This is a genomic window from Streptomyces sp. NPDC048604 (assembly GCF_043199435.1).
In the GTDB taxonomy this organism is placed as follows: domain Bacteria; phylum Actinomycetota; class Actinomycetes; order Streptomycetales; family Streptomycetaceae; genus Streptomyces.
The window spans coordinates 74,023-90,855 of sequence record NZ_JBICVX010000011.1; the positions used below are offsets into that span (position 1 = coordinate 74,023).

Below are 16,833 nucleotides of genomic sequence, written 5' to 3' on the forward strand. Positions count from 1 at the left end.
CTCGCCGGTCGCGCGCGGTGTCGTCGGTCGCGTCGACCGTCGGGGCGCACTCGTTCCCCCGGCGCCCCTCTCACCTCGGGAGATGCCGTCGGCGGGGGCGGGGTTGCCTCGCGGAGCGGGCGGAAAGCGGAACGGCCGAATCGAACCGGTGCTGAACACCCGGCTGTTGACACCCGGTCGTGAACACTCGCCGTGAACACCCGGTCGAATACGTCTTGCTGAGGGAACATCACCGGCCATCCCGTGGCCGAATGACCGTCCTTGCCTGGCCGTGGGCAGCGGGCGAGACTGCGGCGGACCCCCGCGGGTCCGCCGCCTCGCTCGAAGGAGACCGCCGTGACGCCGTCCGAGACACCCCTCGTCCTCGACCCCACCGGCGCCGGACTGCACGCCGAACACCAGGTGTTGCGCGAACGGGGAGACGTGGCCCGGGTCGACGTACTCGGCGTGACGGCGTGGGCCGTGTCCGACCCGGTCCTGCTGAAGCGGCTGCTGACCAGCCCCGACGTCTCCAAGGACGCCCGGGCGCACTGGCCCGCGTTCGCGGAGGTCGTGCAGACCTGGCCGCTCGCCCTGTGGGTCGCGGTGGAGAACATGTTCACCGCGTACGGAGCGGACCACCGCAGACTCCGACGGCTGATCTCCCCCGCGTTCGGCGCCCGGCGGATCGCCGCGCTGCGCGCCACGATCGACGAGCTCACCGCGGGGCTGCTCGACGCGCTGGCCGCGGTGCCGGCCGGCGAGACGGTGGATCTGCGGAACGCGTTCGCGCGGCCGTTGCCGATCGCGGTGATCGGCCATCTGATGGGCGTACCGGTGGAGCAGCGGCGGGAATTCGGCGGGCTGGTCGACGCCGTCTTCGACACGACGCTGTCGCACGAGGAGCAGACGGCGAACACGGCGCGGCTGTACGCGGTGCTCGAGGCACTGGTCGCCGCGAAGCGGGCCGCGCCTCGGGACGACATGACGTCGCTGCTCATCGCGGCCCGCGACGACGAGGGCGAGGGCGAGGCCAAGGGCTCGGCGCTCACGGACGCCGAACTGCGCGACACCCTGCTGCTGATGATCAGCGCCGGGTACGAGACCACCGTGAACGTCATCGACCAGGCGATCACCGCGCTGCTGCTCGACCGCGACCAGCTCGACCATGTGCGGTCCGGGCGCGCGAACTGGTCCGACGTCGTCGAGGAGACGCTGCGTCACGAGCCCGCCGTCGCGTACCTGCCGCTGCGCTACGCCGTCACCGATGTCGTCCTGCCCGACGGGCGGCGGATCGCCGCGGGCGACGCGATCCTCGCCTCGTACGCCGCCGCCAACCGGCATCCCAAGTGGCACGGCCCGGACGCCGACGACTTCGACGTGACGCGGCTGAACACCGACCATCTCGCCTTCGGCCACGGCGTGCACTTCTGCCTGGGGGCTCCGCTGGCGCGACTTGAGGTCGCCACGGCGCTCAGCGCGTTCTTCGAGCGTTACCCGGACGCCGAACTGGCGGTCTCCAGGGAGGAGTTGCAGTCGCTGCCGTCGCTGATCAGCAACGGTCACCAGACGCTACCGGTCCGGCTGCGGCCCCGCCCGGAGCCGACCGCCGACTGAACACCCGTGCGATGATCACGGCATGACCGGCACAATTCCACGGCACGCGCTGCTGCTTGCAGCACTGGGGCTGCTCGCCTCCGGGTGCGGGCTGTCGGCCGAACTCGACCGCGAGGCGGACCCGGCGCGTACGGCGGCGCAGCGGCGGCCTTCCGCCCCGGCCCCGTCCGTCGCCGCCCCCGGCGGCGTCCGCACGGCTCCCTCGCCGTCGGCCCCGGCCGGCCCCGCATGCCCGGCCCCGGGGATCCGGGTGTCGTCGGGGATGGTGACCGCGGCGATGGGGCTGCGCGCCATGCCGGTGACGCTCACGAACTGCGGCAGCGCCGACCAGAAGGTCGACGGCTACCCGGACGTCCAGGTCCGCGACGTCGACCGCCGGCGCATGGACGTCACCGTCCTCAAGGGCACCGGTCCGATCACCACCCTCGACGACCCCGGCCCGCGGCCCGTGACGCTGAAGCCCGGCGAATCCGCCCGCAGCATGTTCGTCTGGCGCTACTCGGCCGTGGACCCGGCGACGGGCGCCGGCAGCGGCGTGTACGTGGAGATCGCCCCCGCCGCCGGCGTCGCCCGGCAGACGGTGGTGCCGGAAGGCGGCCTCGACATCGGCGACACGGGGCTGCTCGGGACGACCTCGTGGCAGAAGGTCGTCGAGTAGGGCCTACCGCCACGGAAAAGGGCACGACGTGCGCCGACCGGCGGGCTAGCCTCGCCCCCATGAGCACCCTGCAGACGATCCACGACGTGCCCGTCTTCCTGTGCGCCGCCGACGGCGCTCGCATCGCGAGCGAGGCGGACGCGCTGGATCTCATCGGCGACGCCGGTTACCAGGGCGCGCAGTGGGCGGCGGTGCCGGTGGAGCGGCTCGACGAGCGGTTCTTCGAACTGCGCACGCGGCTGGCCGGCGACATCGTCCAGAAGTTCGTGAACTACCGGATGGGGCTGGTCGTCGTCGGCGACATCTCCCGTTTCACGGAGGCCAGTTCGGCGCTGCGGGACTTCGTCCGCGAGTGCAACCGCGGCCGGCACACCTGGTTCGTGGCCGACGAGTCGGAACTGCGGGAGCGACTGGCGGCGGCCTGACGGCGGGGCGAGACCGGTGCGGCAGGCGTTGGCCGCGTGCCTGCCCGGCGGCGTGCCCGCTGGTCGGTATGCCCGCTGGTCGGTATGCCCGCGCCGACGGTCACCGTCGGGGCGGTGCCGTGTACCCCGCTCGGGCCTGAAAGGCTGAGGGGGTCGCACACGTCCCCGAGGAGCCCGCATGACCGGTCGAGCCGGCACTCCGTCCGATCTCGCCACCGTCACGGCCTGGTGGCGGACGCTGGGCGGGGACGGGTTCCTGGTGCTGCCACCGCCCACGCGGAGCCGTGAGCTGCAGGAGGACGGGCATGTGGAGGCCGCCGGTCTGCTCGCGCAGCGGGCACCGGACGACGGCGGCTCGTTCGCGTACTGGCACTGGCCGTCCCACAAGGCGGCCTTCGACCGCTCCGGAGCGCTGACCGGGGAGCTGCTGCTGCACTGGGGCGGGGACCATGCGGCCGTCGCCGCCGGGCTCGGGGCGGGGCCGGAGGGGTACCGGGTGATCGACGCCGGGCCCGGGCAGGCCTTCCGGCTGGACCTCGTGACGCGCCGGGACGCGTCGGGGCTGCCCGACCCCGAGGACCCGGCCGGCGTACGCCAGTTCCTCGACCGGCTCGGCACACCGCTCGACTCCAGCCGACGGCGCCCGCGCTACGGGCCGCTCACCGACGCCGAGGCGGGCTGGCTCCACGACCGGCTGGGCGGGCCGGTGGAACTGGCGGCGGCCGCACGATTCGCGGCCGCCCTGGAACGCCGCGACGCGCTCACCGTTGACGAGACATCCCGCCTCCTGGAGTCCTGGCGGGCGGACTACGAGGGCCGGGCGACCGAGTGGCCCGGCTGGCCGACGGTGCTACGCGCGCTGCTGCGCCACAAGCACCCCGACGCCTGGGAGGCCGCGGCCGCCGTCGGGTACCGGGCGGCCGCCGTCGTCGCCGACGTGCCGTCGGAGCGCGGCCTTGCGCTCGTCCGCGGGCAGGCCCTCGCCGGCGACCTCGGAGCGATCGTCCACTGGCTGAGCCTGCACCACGCGGTCCGCGAGCCCGACTGGGTACAGGCCGCGGCCGCGCTGGCGGCGGAACTCACCGCGCCCGACGCCCCGCAGGGCGCGCTGCGGCCACTGGCCCTGGCGCTCGGCACACTCGTGACGGACGAGTGGCGCGAGACGTCCGGCGTCGACCACCACGGAAGCCGGGCCTTCACCTCGCTCGCCGGCCTGCGGTTCGGCACCGACGAACGGCTCCCCCGCGAGCTGCGCGTCGTCATCGCGGCGACGGCGGTGGAACGGCTCACCCATGTCCGCGAGGAGGCCCGCCGGCTCGGCCCCGCGTACGCGGAGCTCACCGGGACGACGGCCGAGGACGCGCTCGCCGCCGCCGACCGGTTCGAGGCGGCCCGGGACGGCCTGCTCGCCGGCACCGGCCCGGACCTGACCGGGTCCGAGGGCGCGCTGGGCGACGTCTGGCACCGGTACCGGACGCTGAGCGCGGCCGACGTGCGCTGGCTGCGCGACCAAGTGGCCGACGAGCGGACCGGGATGCAAGGCCTCGGCTTCTGCCTGGAACTGCTCCACTCACATGGCGAGGCGTCCCACGACGACGTCGAGGCGCTGGTGCCGCGCTGGAAGAAGACGCTCACCAAGCAGTACCGGACGACGTACACCGAGTGGCGGCACCCCCTGGTCACCCTCACCTGCCTGGCGCTCGAAACCGGTCACCCGGTCGCCGGCGAGCTGCTGGCCTGGTGGGCGAAAGCCAAGCCGCTGTGGAAGAACGACCTGCGGCTGCTCACCCACCTCGGCGCGCCGGACGAGGCGAAGGCCGACGAGCTGTGGCGGTTCGTCACCGGACGCGGCCACGACACGGGCCACCTCATGACGTGGGTCCTGATGCGCGCCCGCCTCGACGGCGTGCATCCGCTGCTGGTCGCGGACCGGCTGGTGGGCGTGCCGGAGGTGCCGGATTACGCCCTTGCACGCGTCCTGCTCGGGGTCGCCGACCCGGCGCAGCCGCTGTGGCACTACAGCGTCGACGCCGGCAGCCGGTCCTGGTGGCAGCGGGCGCAGGAGGTCGCCGAGGACCCCCGGCTCTCCCCCGAGTCCCGGGCGCTCGGCCTCTCCGTCGCCCGGAAGCACTACCTGATCGAGCGCCCCGAACGGGTCCGCCCGGCACCGACGGAGGCGGACGTCGCGGCGGCACGGGCCTGGCTGGACCGGCACGCCGACGCGTGAAGCCTGCCGGTTCTCCGTCTTCTCCGTCAGAGCGAGCGGGCGAGCCGGAAGCCGGCGCGCCGCCGCAGGGGGTGGGGGCCGGGCGGGGCGTGGACGGCGCTTGGTACGCCGGACTCGACGTCCGCGAGCAACCGGCGTAGGGCTGCGGTGCCGTGGGGCTCGGGCGAGCGCTCGTCGAGAGTGTCGAGGGCGCGCCGGGCGCGCCGCCAGGCCCGGCTGCCGCGGCCGTCCTGGTGGTCGACGAAGGCGCTGGCGTAGCGGGCGACCAGGCAGGACCAGGAGTCGGAGCGGATGCCGGGCTGGCGCAGGGCCCGGCGTGCGGAGCGGCGGGCGGCGCGGGGTGCGTGACCGGCGAGGGTCACGGCGAGGGCGGCGAGGCTGACGGCGGGCGACGGGCCGCCGGGGGCGAGCGGCGGGACGGTGTCCGCGGCCATGCGGAAGCACTCGGCGGCGCGTCCGGGTTCGCCGCGGTAGAGGGCGAGCAGGCCCTGGACATGGGCGATGCGTCCGACGGTGGCGTCGTCGCCGTCGAGCACGGCCGACGGCCAGGCGTGCCGCAGGAGTTCGCCGGCCTCCTCGGGGTGTCCGGCCGCGCCCAGCCAGGCGGCGAGCCACATGCCGCGGGCGGTGAGCGGGCTGTCCGGAGGGCAGAGCGGGAGTACCTGCATCAGGTGGCGGCGGCCTTCGTCGCGCGCGTCGTACACCACCCACCAGAACCACAGGTCGAGCAGGGTCTCCAGGGCCGCCTCGGCGCGCTCGGGCTGACGCGGGGCGTGCTCGAGGGCGGCGCGGAGGTCCTCCGCCTCGTCATGGAGCAGGCGCAGGGCCTGGCGCTGGCTGCCGGTGCTCCACAGGTTCTCGGCGACCGCGGCGGTGCGCTGGACGTGGACGGCGCGGCGTTCGGCGGCGACCTCGTACTCCCGCGCGGCGGCGAGCCGTTCGCGGCCGAAGTCGCGCGCGGCGGGGGTCATGCGGTAGCGGGGTTCGCGGGTGCCGCCGGGGTCGCGTTCGTGGGTGAGCACGCCGATGGCGGCGAGGCGGGCCAGACAGGCGGGAGCGCGGGCGGCGTCGAGGCCGCCGCCGGAGCAGACGAAGACGGCGGTGGACTCGTCGAACGGGCCGGCGAGGATGCTCGCCCGGCCCCAGGCGATTCGTTCCTCCCGGTCGCACAGGACGTAGGCGGCGGCGACGGCGTCGCGCAGGGACCGGTGGCGGGGCAGGGCGGTGCGCGGTCCGCTCAGCCAGACCTGGTGGCCGTCGAGGCGGTGCGCGAGTTCCGCCGCGTCGTAGCGGTCGAGCTGCGCGGCGGCGAGTTCGACCGCGAGGGGGAGGCCGCCGAGGGCGCGGCAGATGTCGGTGGCGGCGCGCAGGTCGACGGCGTCTGCGTCCACGCCCGCGGCGCGCGCCCGCTCCAGGAACAGTTCGACGGCGGGCGCGAGCCGGCGGCCGGCCGCCGGTTCCACGGCGAGGGGCGCGGGCCGCAGCACGGCCTCGCCGCCGAGGCCGAGGGGCTTGCGGGCGGTGACCAGGACCCGCAGCGTCGGCACGTGCTCCAGCAGGGTCTGCACGAGTCCGACGCTCTCGGCGTGCACGGGGTCGACGTCGTCGAGCACGAGCAGCACGTCGGTCTCCCGCCAGTGCGCGGCGAGGACGCGGGCGTCGGGCAGGGGGTCGGGGCGGCTCGCTCCGGGGGCGCGCCCGCGGCGTGCGGGTCTGGTGCCGGTGGCGGCGTGCAGGACGGCGGCGGCGAGCGCGCCGGGGGCGGCGGGGCGGGTGCCGCGCCAGTGGACGATGACGATGCGCCGCGCACGGGGACGTACGCCGGGGGGCCGGGGGCCGGCGACGGCAGGCCGGGCGTTCACGGCCGGTCCGGCGCCCCTGGTGCGTACCGTCGCGGCGAGCCGGCTCTTGCCGATGCCGACCGGGCCGGCCAGCGTGACGAGGCGGTGCCGTTCCAGGAGCCGGCGCAGCTCCTCGGTCTCCGCTTCCCTGCCGACCAGGCCGCCCTCCGGTGTCCCCACGTGCGCCACTCCTCCCCGTTACGGTGCCTCGCCTCGACGATCACTGACCCCACCTGTGCAGAACCGTCACTGCACGGGCGTCACGGCAACCTCAACGCCCCGACGGCCCCGGGGGTGTCGTCAATTCGCCAAGGACCACCCGCGTCGCGGATTGCCCGAACGTCCGGCCGATTGCCGCAGCCTCTAGAATTGAAGAATTCTTCAATTCGTCAGCTGGAGGGGTGACGTGAGCACGTTCGGCGAAGCGGTTCGGCAGCGCGTCCGTGCGGCGCGCTCCCGGCTGGAGGACGCGCGGGCGACCGGTGACGCGTACGAGGCGGCACTGGCCGAGGACGAACTGGACGACGCGCTGCGGCTGGCCCGCAAGCACGGCATCGGCACCGACGACGCGGACGCCCCCGCGGAAGAGGTCGGTGAGGCGTGAAGGCCCTGCCGGTCCCGCTCTACCAGGCGAAGGCGGAGTTCTTCCGCATGCTCGGACACCCGGTCCGCATCCGGGTCCTCGAACTGCTCCAGGACGGGCCGCTGCCGGTCCGCGAGCTGCTCACCGCGATCGAGATCGAGCCGTCGAACCTCTCGCAGCAGCTCGCCGTACTGCGCCGCTCGGGCATCGTGACGGCCACCCGCGAGAGCTCCACGGTGGTGTACGAGCTGGCCGGCGGGGACGTCGCCGAGCTGCTGGCCGCCGCCCGGCGGATCCTGTCGGAGGTGCTCGCCGGGCAGCAGGAGCTGCTGGCCGAGCTGCGCCCCCCGGAGAGCGGAACGACGGAACAGAGAACGACGGACCAGAGAACGGGGACGACGGCATGACCGAGCAGGACACCGCCGGGTCGAAGGACATGGAGCGCTGGAAGGAGCGCGGTGTGATGCTGCGCGTCTTCGTGTACGTCTTCGCCACCCACGCCTTCGCGGGGTTCGTGTGGCTGCTGTTCTACGTGGGACAGCACGCCCAGAAGTAGGCCGCCGGCCGAGTGGGCCTCGGCCGAGTAGGTTCGGGCCTCACTCCGGCCAGTCGTCGCTCCGCCACTCCCGCTGCTCCTCGCCGCAGTCCCGGTGCGCGGCCAGGGCGGTCCCCAGATCGGTGTGGACCTTCATCGGCGGACCGGAGCCGTCCGGCACGAGTGAGCCGTCCGGCGGAATGGCCGCAAGCTCAAGGGACCGGCCCTCGGCGGCGAGCTTTCGCGCCGCGTCGGCGACCGCGAGCTGACCGCCCGCCGACCAGCCCCGCAGCTCGGTGAGGTCCAGGATCACCGGCCCCCTCCCCCGGGCCAGCGCCCAGCCCACCGCCCCGGTGAACTGCGGCACCGCCTCCGTGCCCAGGTGCCCCGCCAGGGAGAGCACCCCGAGCCCCGTATGGGTGGTGTAGCGCCAAACGAGCGTCATCACTTCGCCTCCGTCCGCCGAGAGCGCTCGGGGTCCACTCGACCACGGTCCCCGTCGCCCTGCTCGGCGAAGGGGCGCAGCATGGAGGTAGCAGGCGCGTCGGCGGGCGGAGGGAGAGACGGTGACGGCCGAGTCCTTCCGGGCGGCGGAGGAGGAGGGGCGGCCGGGTGTGCCGTCCGAGCCGCGGGGGCTGCTGGACGTGCTCGGCATCGCGGCCGTGGTCCTGGACGTGGACGGGCGGATCGTGTTGTGGAGTCCGCAGGCCGAGGCGCTGTTCGGGTACGAGGCGGCCGAGGCGCTGGGCCAGTACGCGGCACGGCTGCTGGTGGGGCCGGAACAGCTGGAGAAGGTGGTCGAGCTGTTCGCGGGGGTCCTGGGCAGCGGCGAGAGCTGGGCCGGCATCTTCCCCGTACGGCACAAGAACGGCGAGGAACGGCTGGTGGAGTTCCGCAACATGCGGCTCCAGGACGACGTCGGGGACCTGTACGCGCTGGGCATCGCCGCCGACCACTCCACCGTCACCCAGGTCGAGACCGACCTGGCGCTGTCCGAGCAGCTGGTCACCCAGTCGCCGATCGGCATGGCGATGCTGGACGCCGACCTGCGGTACGCGCTGGTCAACCCGGCGCTCGCCCGGATGAACGGCGTGTCCCCCGAGGAGCACGTCGGGCGCCGCATCGGCGAGGTGCTGCCGGACCTGGACACCGAGCTGCTGGAGGGGCTGCTGCGGAACGTCCTGGCGACCGGCGCGCCGATCGTGGGGCAGTACACCGTCGGCCGGACGCCGGCCCACCCGGACGAGGACCGCACCTGGTCGGTGTCGTTCTACCGGCTCAAGGGCGGCCAGGGGCAGGTGCTCGGGGTGGCGGGCTCCGTGGTCGACGTGACCGAGCGGTACCGGGCGTCCCTGGAGGCGGAGCGGAGCCGGCGCCGGCTGGCGCTGATCGCGGACGCCTCCGTACGCGTGGGGACCACGCTGGAGGTGGATCGCACCGCCGGGGAACTGGCCGACGTGACAGTGCCGGAGCTGGCCGATGTCGCGGCGGTGGACGTCCTGGACCATGTGCTGTCCCGCCGTCGCAGCGGCGCGCCGCACAGCGGTCCCGAGCGGTTCCGGGCGCTGGCCGTGAAGGGCGACCGCAGCCCCGAGGCGCTGGAGGCGGCCGACCCGGTCGGCAGCCCTGCCCTGTACAGCGCGGACCGCCTGGTCACCCGGTGTGCGCGCACCGGGCGGCCGGTGCTGGTGGCGCACGTGGGGCCGGAGGACCTGGTGCGGATCGCCCGCGGCCCGGAGGCCGCGGAACTGCTGCGGCGGGCGGGGGTGCACTCGTACCTCGCGGTGCCGCTGATCGCGCGCGGCGAGGTGCTGGGGGCCCTCGACCTGAAGCGGACGAGGAATCCGCTGCCGTTCGACGAGGACGACGTGCTGCTGGCCGGGGAGCTGGCCGCGCGGGCGGCCGTCAGCATCGACAACGCCCGCTGGTACCAGAGCGTGCGCAATTCCGCGGTGACGCTGCAGCGGAGTCTGCTGCCCGGACCGCCGCCGGACACGGCGGGGGTGGAGGTCGCCGCCCGCTATGTGCCGGCGCACGCGTCCAGCGAGGTCGGCGGCGACTGGTACGACGTGATCCGGCTGTCCGGCGACAGGACGGCGCTCGTGGTGGGCGACGTCATGGGCAGCGGCATCGACGCGGCCGCGACGATGGGCCGGCTGCGCACCGCGACCCGGGCCTTCGCGGATCTGGACCTGGATCCGGCGATGGTGCTGCGGCATCTGGACCGGATCACGCAGGACCTGGAGCACTACATCGCCACCTGTCTGTACGCGGTCTACGATCCCCGGCGCGGCGCGTGCCTGATGGCGAACGCCGGCCATCTTCCGCCGGTGCTGGTGCCCGCGGCGGGCGGCCCGGCCGCGCTCGTGGACCTGCCGACGGGTGCGCCGCTGGGCGTGGGCGGGGTGGAGTTCGAGACCACCCGGGTCCCGTTCGCCCCGGGGGACGAACTGGTGCTGTACACGGACGGCCTGGTGGAGACCCGGCACGATCCGCTCGACGAGCGGCTGGCCGCCCTGGTGGCGCTGCTCGACGAGGGCCGCCGGCCGCTGGAGGAGACCTGCGACCGGCTGCTGCGGGAGATGCGCGGACCGGACGACCCGGACGACGTGGCGCTGCTCATCGCCCGGAGCCGGACGCCGGGGGGTGGGGCCGCGTGATCATGCGGGGCGAGCGTCCGAAGGGACCCCGGCTGCTGGGCAGCGTCGCCGGTCAGGTGTTCGTGCTGACGGCCGTGATCGTGCTGCTGCTGAGCGCGGCGGCCGTGGTGGCGCTGGTGCTGCAGGCGCGGTACGACAGCGAGCGCGAGGCCCGCAACCGCGGCCTGGCCGCCGCGACGACCCTGGCGAACGCGCCCGGCATCGAGGCGGCCCTCCGGGCTCCGGATCCGACGGCGGTGCTGCAGCCGCTGGTGGAGAGGGCGCGCATGGCGTCCGGCCTGGACTACATCACCGTGATGACACCGGACGGCATCCGATACACCGACTCCCGCCCGGAGCTCATCGGCAAGCGCGCGGCCGGGGACATACAGCGCGCGGCGGGCGGCGAGTCGTTCACCGAGCTGTACACGGGCGCGCCGGCGGACGGGGTACGGGCGCTCGTCCCGATCAGGGACAGCCACGGTGTGGTTATCGGCCTGGTCGGCACCGGAATCGAGCTGGGGAACATCTCGGACGTGGTGGAGGGGCAGCTGCCGGTGATCATCACCGCCGGGGTGGCGACGCTGCTGCTCGCCATCGGCGGCGCGTTCCTGATGAGCCGAAGACTCCGGCGGCAGACCCGCGGGCTGGGGCCCGACGAGCTGTCGCGGATCAACGAGCACCACGAGGCGGTGCTGCACGCGGTGCGCGAGGGCGTCCTGATCATCGGCCCGGACCGCCAGCTGATGCTCGCCAACGACGAGGCGCGCCGGCTGCTCGGCCTGACGGCCGAGGCGGAGGGCCGGCACGTCACGGAGCTGGGCCTGGAGCCGCGTACGGCGGCGCTCCTCGCGTCCGGGCGGGAGGCGACCGACGAGGTGCACCTGTCGGGCGACCGGCTGCTGGCGGTGAACGTCCGCCCGACCGAGGGGATGGGCGGCCGGCACACCGGCACGGTGATGACGCTGCGCGACTCGACGGAGCTGGCGACGGTGTCCGGACGGGCCGAGGAGACCGGGCGCCGACTGCATCTGCTCTACGACGCGGGCGTGCGGATCGGCACCACGCTGGACGTGGTGCGGACGGCGGAGGAGCTGGCGGAGGTGGCGGTGCCGCGGTTCGCGGACTTCGTCACCGTGGAGCTCCTGGAGCCGGTGCTGCGCGGTGAGGAGCCTTCGGGCGCGTACACGGAGATGCGGCGGACGGCGCTCACCGGGACGCGGGCGGAGCATCCGCTGCAGCCGGTGGGCGACGTGATCCGGTTCGTGGTGCCGACGACGCCGATGGCGGTGGCCCTGGAGAGTCTGCGCGCGGTCCTGGAGGCGGATCTGACGACGGCGGACGGCTGGCGGTCGCAGGATCCGGAGGGCGCCGCCGCCTCCGAGGCGTACGGGCTGCATTCGCTGATCGCGGCTCCGCTGCAGGCCCGTGGGGTGATCCTGGGCATCGCGAACTTCTGGCGGGCGGACGAGCCGGAGCCCTTCGACGACGAGGACCTGTCGTTCGCGGAGGAGCTGGCGGCGCGGGCGGCGGTGTCGATCGACAACGCCCGCCGGTTCACCCGCGAGCACACCATGGCGGTGGCGTTGCAGCGCAGTCTGCTGCCGCGGGCGCTGCCGGAGCAGAACGCGGTTTCGGTGGCCTCGCGCTACCTGCCGGCGGAGGCGGGCGTGGGCGGCGACTGGTTCGACGTGATCCCGCTGCCGGGCGCGCGGGTGGCGCTGGTGGTCGGCGACGTGGTGGGGCACGGGGTGCATGCGGCGGCGACGATGGGCCGGCTGCGTACGGCGGTGCTGAACTTCTCCACGCTGGACCTGCCGCCGGACGAGCTGCTGGGGCATCTCGACGAGCTGATCGACCGGATCGACCGGATCGACCACTCGTCCCCCGGGGCGGACGAGGACGATGGGGCGGGCGGCAGCGGGGCGCGGGCCCCGATCACCGGCGCAACCTGTCTGTACGCGGTGTACGACCCGACGGACGGGCGCTGCACGCTGGCGAGCGCGGGCCATCCGGGGCCGGCGCTGGTCCATCCGGACGGCCGGGTGGAGTTCCCGGAGATCCCGGCGGGGCTGCCGCTGGGCGTGGGCCTGGGCGGGGTGCCGTACGAGTCGGTGGAGCTGTCGATGCCGGAGGCGAGCCGGCTGGTGCTGTTCACCGACGGGCTCCTGGAGGACCGGGGCCGGGACTTCGACACGGGGCTGCGGCTGCTGCGGGACGCGCTGGGGCAGCCGGGCCGCACGCCCGAGCAGACCTGCGCGGACGTGCTGGCGGGGCTGCTGCTGCCGGCGCCGAGCGACGACATCGCGCTGCTGGTCGCGGAGACGCGGCTGCTCGAGGCCGGGCGGATCGCGCGGTGGGACGTCCCGGCGGATCCGGCGGCGGTGGCGCAGATCCGGCAGGCGGCGTCGGCGCAGCTGGCCGCGTGGGGGCTCGACGACGTCGTGTTCACCGCGGAGCTGATCCTGAGCGAGCTGGTCACGAACGCGATCCGGTACGGCGGGGAGCCGATCCGGGTCCGGCTGCTGCGGGACCGCGGGCTGATCTGCGAGGTGTCGGACAGCTCCAGCACCTCCCCGCACCTGCGGTACGCGGCGACCACCGACGAGGGCGGCCGCGGGCTGTTCCTGGTGGCGCAGCTCGCGGAGCGCTGGGGCACCCGGTACACCGAGCGGGGCAAGGTGATCTGGGCGGAGATGGAGACCGGCGGCGGGGCCGGGGACCCGGAGGGGCCGGTGCCGGATCTGGACGCGCTGGAGCGGCTGGCCTGGTGACCCGGTCGGGGCCACGGTCCATGCCCGTTACCAGAGATCGATTCTGTGACGACAGCCGGAATTCCGCCATAAGTTACCGGTTGGTTTGTCGTGACTTCGCATGCTCACGCCAGTAGAACAGGCTCCCATTCTGTCGAGCGTGAGGAAGGTCACATGAGTGACTCCACCTTGCACGACGGGCGCCCCCAGGGCGTCTCACGGCGAAGAATCATCACAGGAACAGGTTCTATTCTCGGCGCGGCGGCGCTGACCGGTCCGCTCCTTCCCACGGCCGCGCAGGCCGCCCCGGCCGCGGCCCCCGCGCTCGTGTCCGGCGCCCGGATCCCGGTCCTGGTGATCGGCACCGGGTACGGCGGCTCCGTCGCCGCACTGCGGCTGGCGCGGGCAGGCGTCGACGTGCACATGGTCGAGATGGGCATGGCCTGGGACACCCCCGGCTCGGACGGCAAGATCTTCGCCAACACGACCCGCCCCGACCACCGGTCGTTCTGGCTGCGCACCCGGACCAAACAGCCCCTCAGCCAGTTCCTCGGCTTCCCTCTCGACAAGGACATCCCCTGCTACACCGGGATCCTGGACGCCGAGGAGTTCGCCGGCATCACCGTCTACCAGGGCCGCGGCGTCGGCGGCGGCTCGCTCGTCAACGGCGGCATGGCGGTCACGCCCCGGCGGGAGAACTTCCCGGCGATCCTGCCGTCGGTGAACGCCGACGAGATGTACGCGGTCTACTACCCGCGCGCCAACGCCGGTCTCGGCGTCAGCGCGGTCGACCCGGCCTGGTGGGAGAGCGCGGCCTGCTACCAGTACGCCCGGGTGGGCCGCAAGCACGCCCAGCGCTCCGGCTTCCCGTTCGTCTTCGTGCCCAACGTGTACGACTGGGAGTACATGAAGCAGGAGGCGGCCGGCACGGCGCCGCGCTCGGCGCTCGACGGCGAGGTGCTGTACGGCAACAACCACGGCAAGAAGACCCTGCAGAAGACCTATCTGGCGCAGGCCCGCGCCACCGGCCGGGTCACGATCTCACCACTGCACAAGGTCACCACGGTCACCCCGGCGGCCGGCGGCGGCTACACCGTGATGATCGACCAGCTCGACACCGGCGGGGCCGTCACGGCGACCAAGACGGTGACCGCGGACCGGGTCTTCTTCGCGGCGGGCAGCGTGGGCACCAGCAAACTGCTGACCCGGCTGAAGGCCACCGGGGCGCTGCCGGGCCTCAACGGCGAGATCGGCCGGAACTGGGGCGACAACGGCAACGTCATGTGCGGCCGCGCCAATCACATGTGGGACCCGACCGGCAAGCTCCAGTCGTCCATGCCCACCGCGGGCATCGACAACTGGGCCGCCGGCGGCGCGTTCGCCGAGGTCGCACCGCTGCCGACGGGGATCGAGACGTACGCCTCGTTCTATCTGTCGATCACGAAGAACCCGCACCGCGCGCAGTTCAGCTGGAACGCGGCGGCCGGCCGCGTCGAGCTGAACTGGCAGACGGCGTGGAAGCAGCCGTCGATCGACATGGCGAAGAGCATCTTCGACAAGATCAATTCAAAGGAGGGGACGATCTACCGCACCGATCTGTTCGGCGCGTACAAGATCTGGGGCGACCACCTGACGTACCACCCGCTCGGTGGCGCGGTCCTGGACCGGGCCACCGACAACTACGGGCGGCTGCACGGCCATCCGGGCCTGTACGTGATCGACGGCGCGCTGATCCCCGGCAACGCCAGCGTGAACCCGTTCGTCACCATCACGGCCCTCGCGGAACGCAACATCGAGCACATCATCGCCGCCGATCTGTGATCGGCCGTCAATGCCCGGGCAGTACGCACACGGTGTCGAGGCCGAGGACGCGGTTGAGCCGGCCGAACGCCAGCCAGGAACCGATGCTCATGGTGAGCTCCACGATCTCGGCCTGACGGTACTGCCCGGACATGCGGGACCAGAACTCCTCGTCGAGGCCGTGATGGTCGAGCGCGTACCGCTCGGCGTACTCGGCGGCGAGCCGGGTCCGCTCGTCGAACGCGTCGGTGGTCCGCCAGGCGCTCACCGCGTCGGCGAACTCCTCCTCGACCTTCTCCCCGTCCCGTTCGGTCCGCCAGTCCAGGCAGAAGGCGCAGCCGTTGAGCTGGGCGATCCGCAGCCGGGCGGCCTCGAACTCGCGCAGCCCCAGGGTGGTGTGCTCGTAGACGGAGAGCGAGAAGGCGGAGGCGGCCTGGCCGATGCCGGGCACCATCTCGCCCCACACGTACAGGATCGGGTCCTTGCCCTCGGGGATGTCGATCATCATGGCTGCGGCTTCCTTCCCAGTTTGCCGACGGCGGGGCGGAGCGGGACGTCCAGGGCGTCGTAGAGCCCGGGCGGGGCGGCGGCGAGCCAGTCGAGCGCGCCGACCAGCCGGCCGACGGCGGTGGCGTTGCCGCCGGCGGAGCGGTTCGCGTCCTCGTCGACGGCCTCGACGGTCACCTCGATGCGCGGCCTGCCCTCGACGATCACCCGGTGCGCGCCGTCGCCGTTCGGCGGCACGGGCCAGTCGGGGGCGCAGGAGGGGTGGATGCGGGTGATGTGCTCGATGACCAGGCGGGGCTCGCCGGCGACGACGCCCTGGACCTCGAAGCGGACCGCGCCCTGGGTGCCGGCCTCGAAGACGCCCATGGTGCGGGTGGTCACGGTCGTGTCGAGCGGGCGGCGCAGCAGGGTCTCGCGGATCTCGTCCAGTTCGACGCCGAGCGCGCGGGCCATCAGCCGGAGCTGGCCGCCCCAGACCATGGTCGGCACTCCGGGCAGCAGCATCGGCGGCTCGTACTCCATGGGGTGGCCCATGCCGATGAGGTCGCGGACGGACTGCTCCTGCTCGTACGTGGAGTAGTCGAAGATCTCCTGGCAGCGGACCGCGTCGACGGTCGTGCCGAGGCCGCTCACCAGCAGCGGCAGCACGTCGTTGCCCCAGCCGGGGTCGACGCCCGAGACGAACAGCGAGCCGCCGCCGTCCGCGACGGCCGCCTCGACCGGCTCCCGCCACTCGGGCGGGGCGCTGCGCGGGTCGTACAGCGGGTACAGCGCGGGCGTGACGACCACCGCGCCGGCCCGGACGGCCCGGACGACGTCGGCCAGGGCCTCGTCGGGCCGCAGATCGCCGGAGGCCGCGTAGACGACGGCCCGCGGCCGGGCGGCCAGTACGGCGGTCACGTCGTCGGTGGCCTCGACGCCCAGTTTCCCGTCGAGACCGGCGAGTTCGGCCGCGTCGCGGCCCGCCTTGGCGCGGCTGTGCACCAGGACGGCGTCCAGCCGGAGCGCCGGATGGGCGGCGACGGCGCGGATCGCCGCGCGGCCGACGTTGCCCGTACCCCACACCACCGTGGAAATCATGCGCGGAAGATAGCGGCGGAGGGCCGAGGTTCCCAGAGCCGTGCGCGGAGAATCCGGACGAACGCGTGCGGGGCCGCGAGACACGACATGGGACGATCGGCGCATTCGGTGCGTATAGGGTGTCGGGGCAGTTTCGTTTCCCCGAGCCTTCTGGAGAGTCATCGGTGAGTGTCGCAGTCGACCCGTCCG

14 protein-coding genes are annotated in these 16,833 nt (G+C 73.8%); 10 read left to right on the forward strand and 4 right to left on the reverse strand.

Annotated elements, in window-relative coordinates; all coding sequences use genetic code 11:
• The first annotated feature begins 336 nt into the window (after positions 1-336).
• From ACGFMM_RS22705 to ACGFMM_RS22720, 4 genes are all read left to right on the forward strand, one after another.
• Positions 337-1,596, forward strand: coding sequence for a cytochrome P450 (locus ACGFMM_RS22705; protein ID WP_393648224.1), 1,260 nt, complete (start codon positions 337-339; stop codon positions 1,594-1,596).
• A gap of 22 nt (positions 1,597-1,618) precedes the next feature.
• Positions 1,619-2,254, forward strand: coding sequence for a DUF4232 domain-containing protein (locus tag ACGFMM_RS22710; RefSeq protein WP_393648225.1), 636 nt, complete (start codon positions 1,619-1,621; stop codon positions 2,252-2,254).
• Between the two features lie 59 nt (positions 2,255-2,313).
• Positions 2,314-2,679, forward strand: a complete 366-nt coding sequence (locus ACGFMM_RS22715; protein WP_393648226.1) for a DUF4180 domain-containing protein — start codon at positions 2,314-2,316, stop codon at positions 2,677-2,679.
• 178 nt (positions 2,680-2,857) lie between these two features.
• Positions 2,858-4,906 (forward strand): hypothetical protein, encoded by a 2,049-nt coding sequence (locus ACGFMM_RS22720; protein ID WP_393648227.1) that lies wholly within the window; start codon positions 2,858-2,860, stop codon positions 4,904-4,906.
• Between the two features lie 26 nt (positions 4,907-4,932).
• Here the strand turns inward: ACGFMM_RS22720 and ACGFMM_RS22725 are convergent, their stop codons facing one another.
• On the reverse strand, positions 4,933-6,927 hold the full coding sequence (locus ACGFMM_RS22725) for an ATP-binding protein (RefSeq protein WP_393648228.1): 1,995 nt from the start codon (positions 6,925-6,927) through the stop codon (positions 4,933-4,935).
• A gap of 226 nt (positions 6,928-7,153) precedes the next feature.
• Here ACGFMM_RS22725 and ACGFMM_RS22730 point away from each other — a divergent pair, with 226 nt between their 5' ends.
• From ACGFMM_RS22730 to ACGFMM_RS22740, 3 genes are read left to right on the forward strand one after another with little or no spacing between them, the layout of a single operon-like run.
• A complete protein-coding gene (locus ACGFMM_RS22730; protein ID WP_393648229.1) occupies positions 7,154-7,351 on the forward strand; it encodes a hypothetical protein in 198 nt (65 codons plus the stop codon).
• A 5-nt stretch (positions 7,352-7,356) separates the two neighbouring features.
• Positions 7,357-7,737 (forward strand): ArsR/SmtB family transcription factor, encoded by a 381-nt coding sequence (locus ACGFMM_RS22735; RefSeq protein ID WP_393648421.1) that lies wholly within the window; start codon positions 7,357-7,359, stop codon positions 7,735-7,737.
• Positions 7,734-7,886, forward strand: a complete 153-nt coding sequence (locus tag ACGFMM_RS22740; protein ID WP_393648230.1) for a DUF6126 family protein — start codon at positions 7,734-7,736, stop codon at positions 7,884-7,886. Before ACGFMM_RS22735 ends, ACGFMM_RS22740 begins: the two co-directional genes overlap by 4 nt.
• Positions 7,887-7,926: 40 nt before the next feature.
• Here the strand turns inward: ACGFMM_RS22740 and ACGFMM_RS22745 are convergent, their stop codons facing one another.
• The gene (locus tag ACGFMM_RS22745; RefSeq protein ID WP_393648231.1) at positions 7,927-8,310 is read right to left on the reverse strand and encodes an STAS domain-containing protein; all 384 of its coding nucleotides are present in this window, start codon (positions 8,308-8,310) and stop codon (positions 7,927-7,929) included.
• A gap of 121 nt (positions 8,311-8,431) precedes the next feature.
• Here ACGFMM_RS22745 and ACGFMM_RS22750 point away from each other — a divergent pair, with 121 nt between their 5' ends.
• The 3 genes from ACGFMM_RS22750 (at position 8,432) to ACGFMM_RS22760 (ending at position 15,078) form a co-directional block, all read left to right on the forward strand.
• On the forward strand, positions 8,432-10,525 hold the full coding sequence (locus ACGFMM_RS22750; protein ID WP_393648232.1) for a SpoIIE family protein phosphatase: 2,094 nt from the start codon (positions 8,432-8,434) through the stop codon (positions 10,523-10,525).
• A 2-nt stretch (positions 10,526-10,527) separates the two neighbouring features.
• Positions 10,528-13,278 (forward strand): SpoIIE family protein phosphatase, encoded by a 2,751-nt coding sequence (locus tag ACGFMM_RS22755; RefSeq protein WP_393648422.1) that lies wholly within the window; start codon positions 10,528-10,530, stop codon positions 13,276-13,278.
• A 153-nt stretch (positions 13,279-13,431) separates the two neighbouring features.
• The gene (locus tag ACGFMM_RS22760) at positions 13,432-15,078 is read left to right on the forward strand and encodes a GMC oxidoreductase (RefSeq protein ID WP_393648233.1); all 1,647 of its coding nucleotides are present in this window, start codon (positions 13,432-13,434) and stop codon (positions 15,076-15,078) included.
• A gap of 7 nt (positions 15,079-15,085) precedes the next feature.
• Here ACGFMM_RS22760 and ACGFMM_RS22765 read toward each other — a convergent pair whose 3' ends face one another.
• Both ACGFMM_RS22765 and ACGFMM_RS22770 read right to left on the reverse strand, forming a co-directional pair.
• Complete coding sequence (locus ACGFMM_RS22765) at positions 15,086-15,565, reverse strand: carboxymuconolactone decarboxylase family protein (protein ID WP_393648234.1); 480 nt, start codon at positions 15,563-15,565, stop codon at positions 15,086-15,088.
• Positions 15,562-16,644: a dihydrodipicolinate reductase gene (locus ACGFMM_RS22770; RefSeq protein ID WP_393648235.1), complete on the reverse strand. Its 1,083-nt coding sequence runs from the start codon at positions 16,642-16,644 to the stop codon at positions 15,562-15,564. Before ACGFMM_RS22770 ends, ACGFMM_RS22765 begins: the two co-directional genes overlap by 4 nt.
• Positions 16,645-16,833: the final 189 nt, after the last annotated feature.

Excerpts from the sequence above, each read along its gene's own strand:
- ACGFMM_RS22715 (WP_393648226.1), top strand. The coding sequence starts at position 2,314 with ATGAGCACCCTGCAGACGATCCACGACGTGCCCGTCTTCCTGTGCGCC.
- ACGFMM_RS22765 (WP_393648234.1), bottom strand. The coding sequence starts at position 15,565 with ATGATGATCGACATCCCCGAGGGCAAGGACCCGATCCTGTACGTGTGG.
- ACGFMM_RS22760 (WP_393648233.1), top strand. The coding sequence starts at position 13,432 with ATGAGTGACTCCACCTTGCACGACGGGCGCCCCCAGGGCGTCTCACGG.
- ACGFMM_RS22740 (WP_393648230.1), top strand. The coding sequence starts at position 7,734 with ATGACCGAGCAGGACACCGCCGGGTCGAAGGACATGGAGCGCTGGAAG.
- ACGFMM_RS22755 (WP_393648422.1), top strand. The coding sequence starts at position 10,528 with ATGCGGGGCGAGCGTCCGAAGGGACCCCGGCTGCTGGGCAGCGTCGCC.
- ACGFMM_RS22745 (WP_393648231.1), bottom strand. The coding sequence starts at position 8,310 with ATGACGCTCGTTTGGCGCTACACCACCCATACGGGGCTCGGGGTGCTC.
- ACGFMM_RS22770 (WP_393648235.1), bottom strand. The coding sequence starts at position 16,644 with ATGATTTCCACGGTGGTGTGGGGTACGGGCAACGTCGGCCGCGCGGCG.
- ACGFMM_RS22710 (WP_393648225.1), top strand. The coding sequence starts at position 1,619 with ATGACCGGCACAATTCCACGGCACGCGCTGCTGCTTGCAGCACTGGGG.
- ACGFMM_RS22720 (WP_393648227.1), top strand. The coding sequence starts at position 2,858 with ATGACCGGTCGAGCCGGCACTCCGTCCGATCTCGCCACCGTCACGGCC.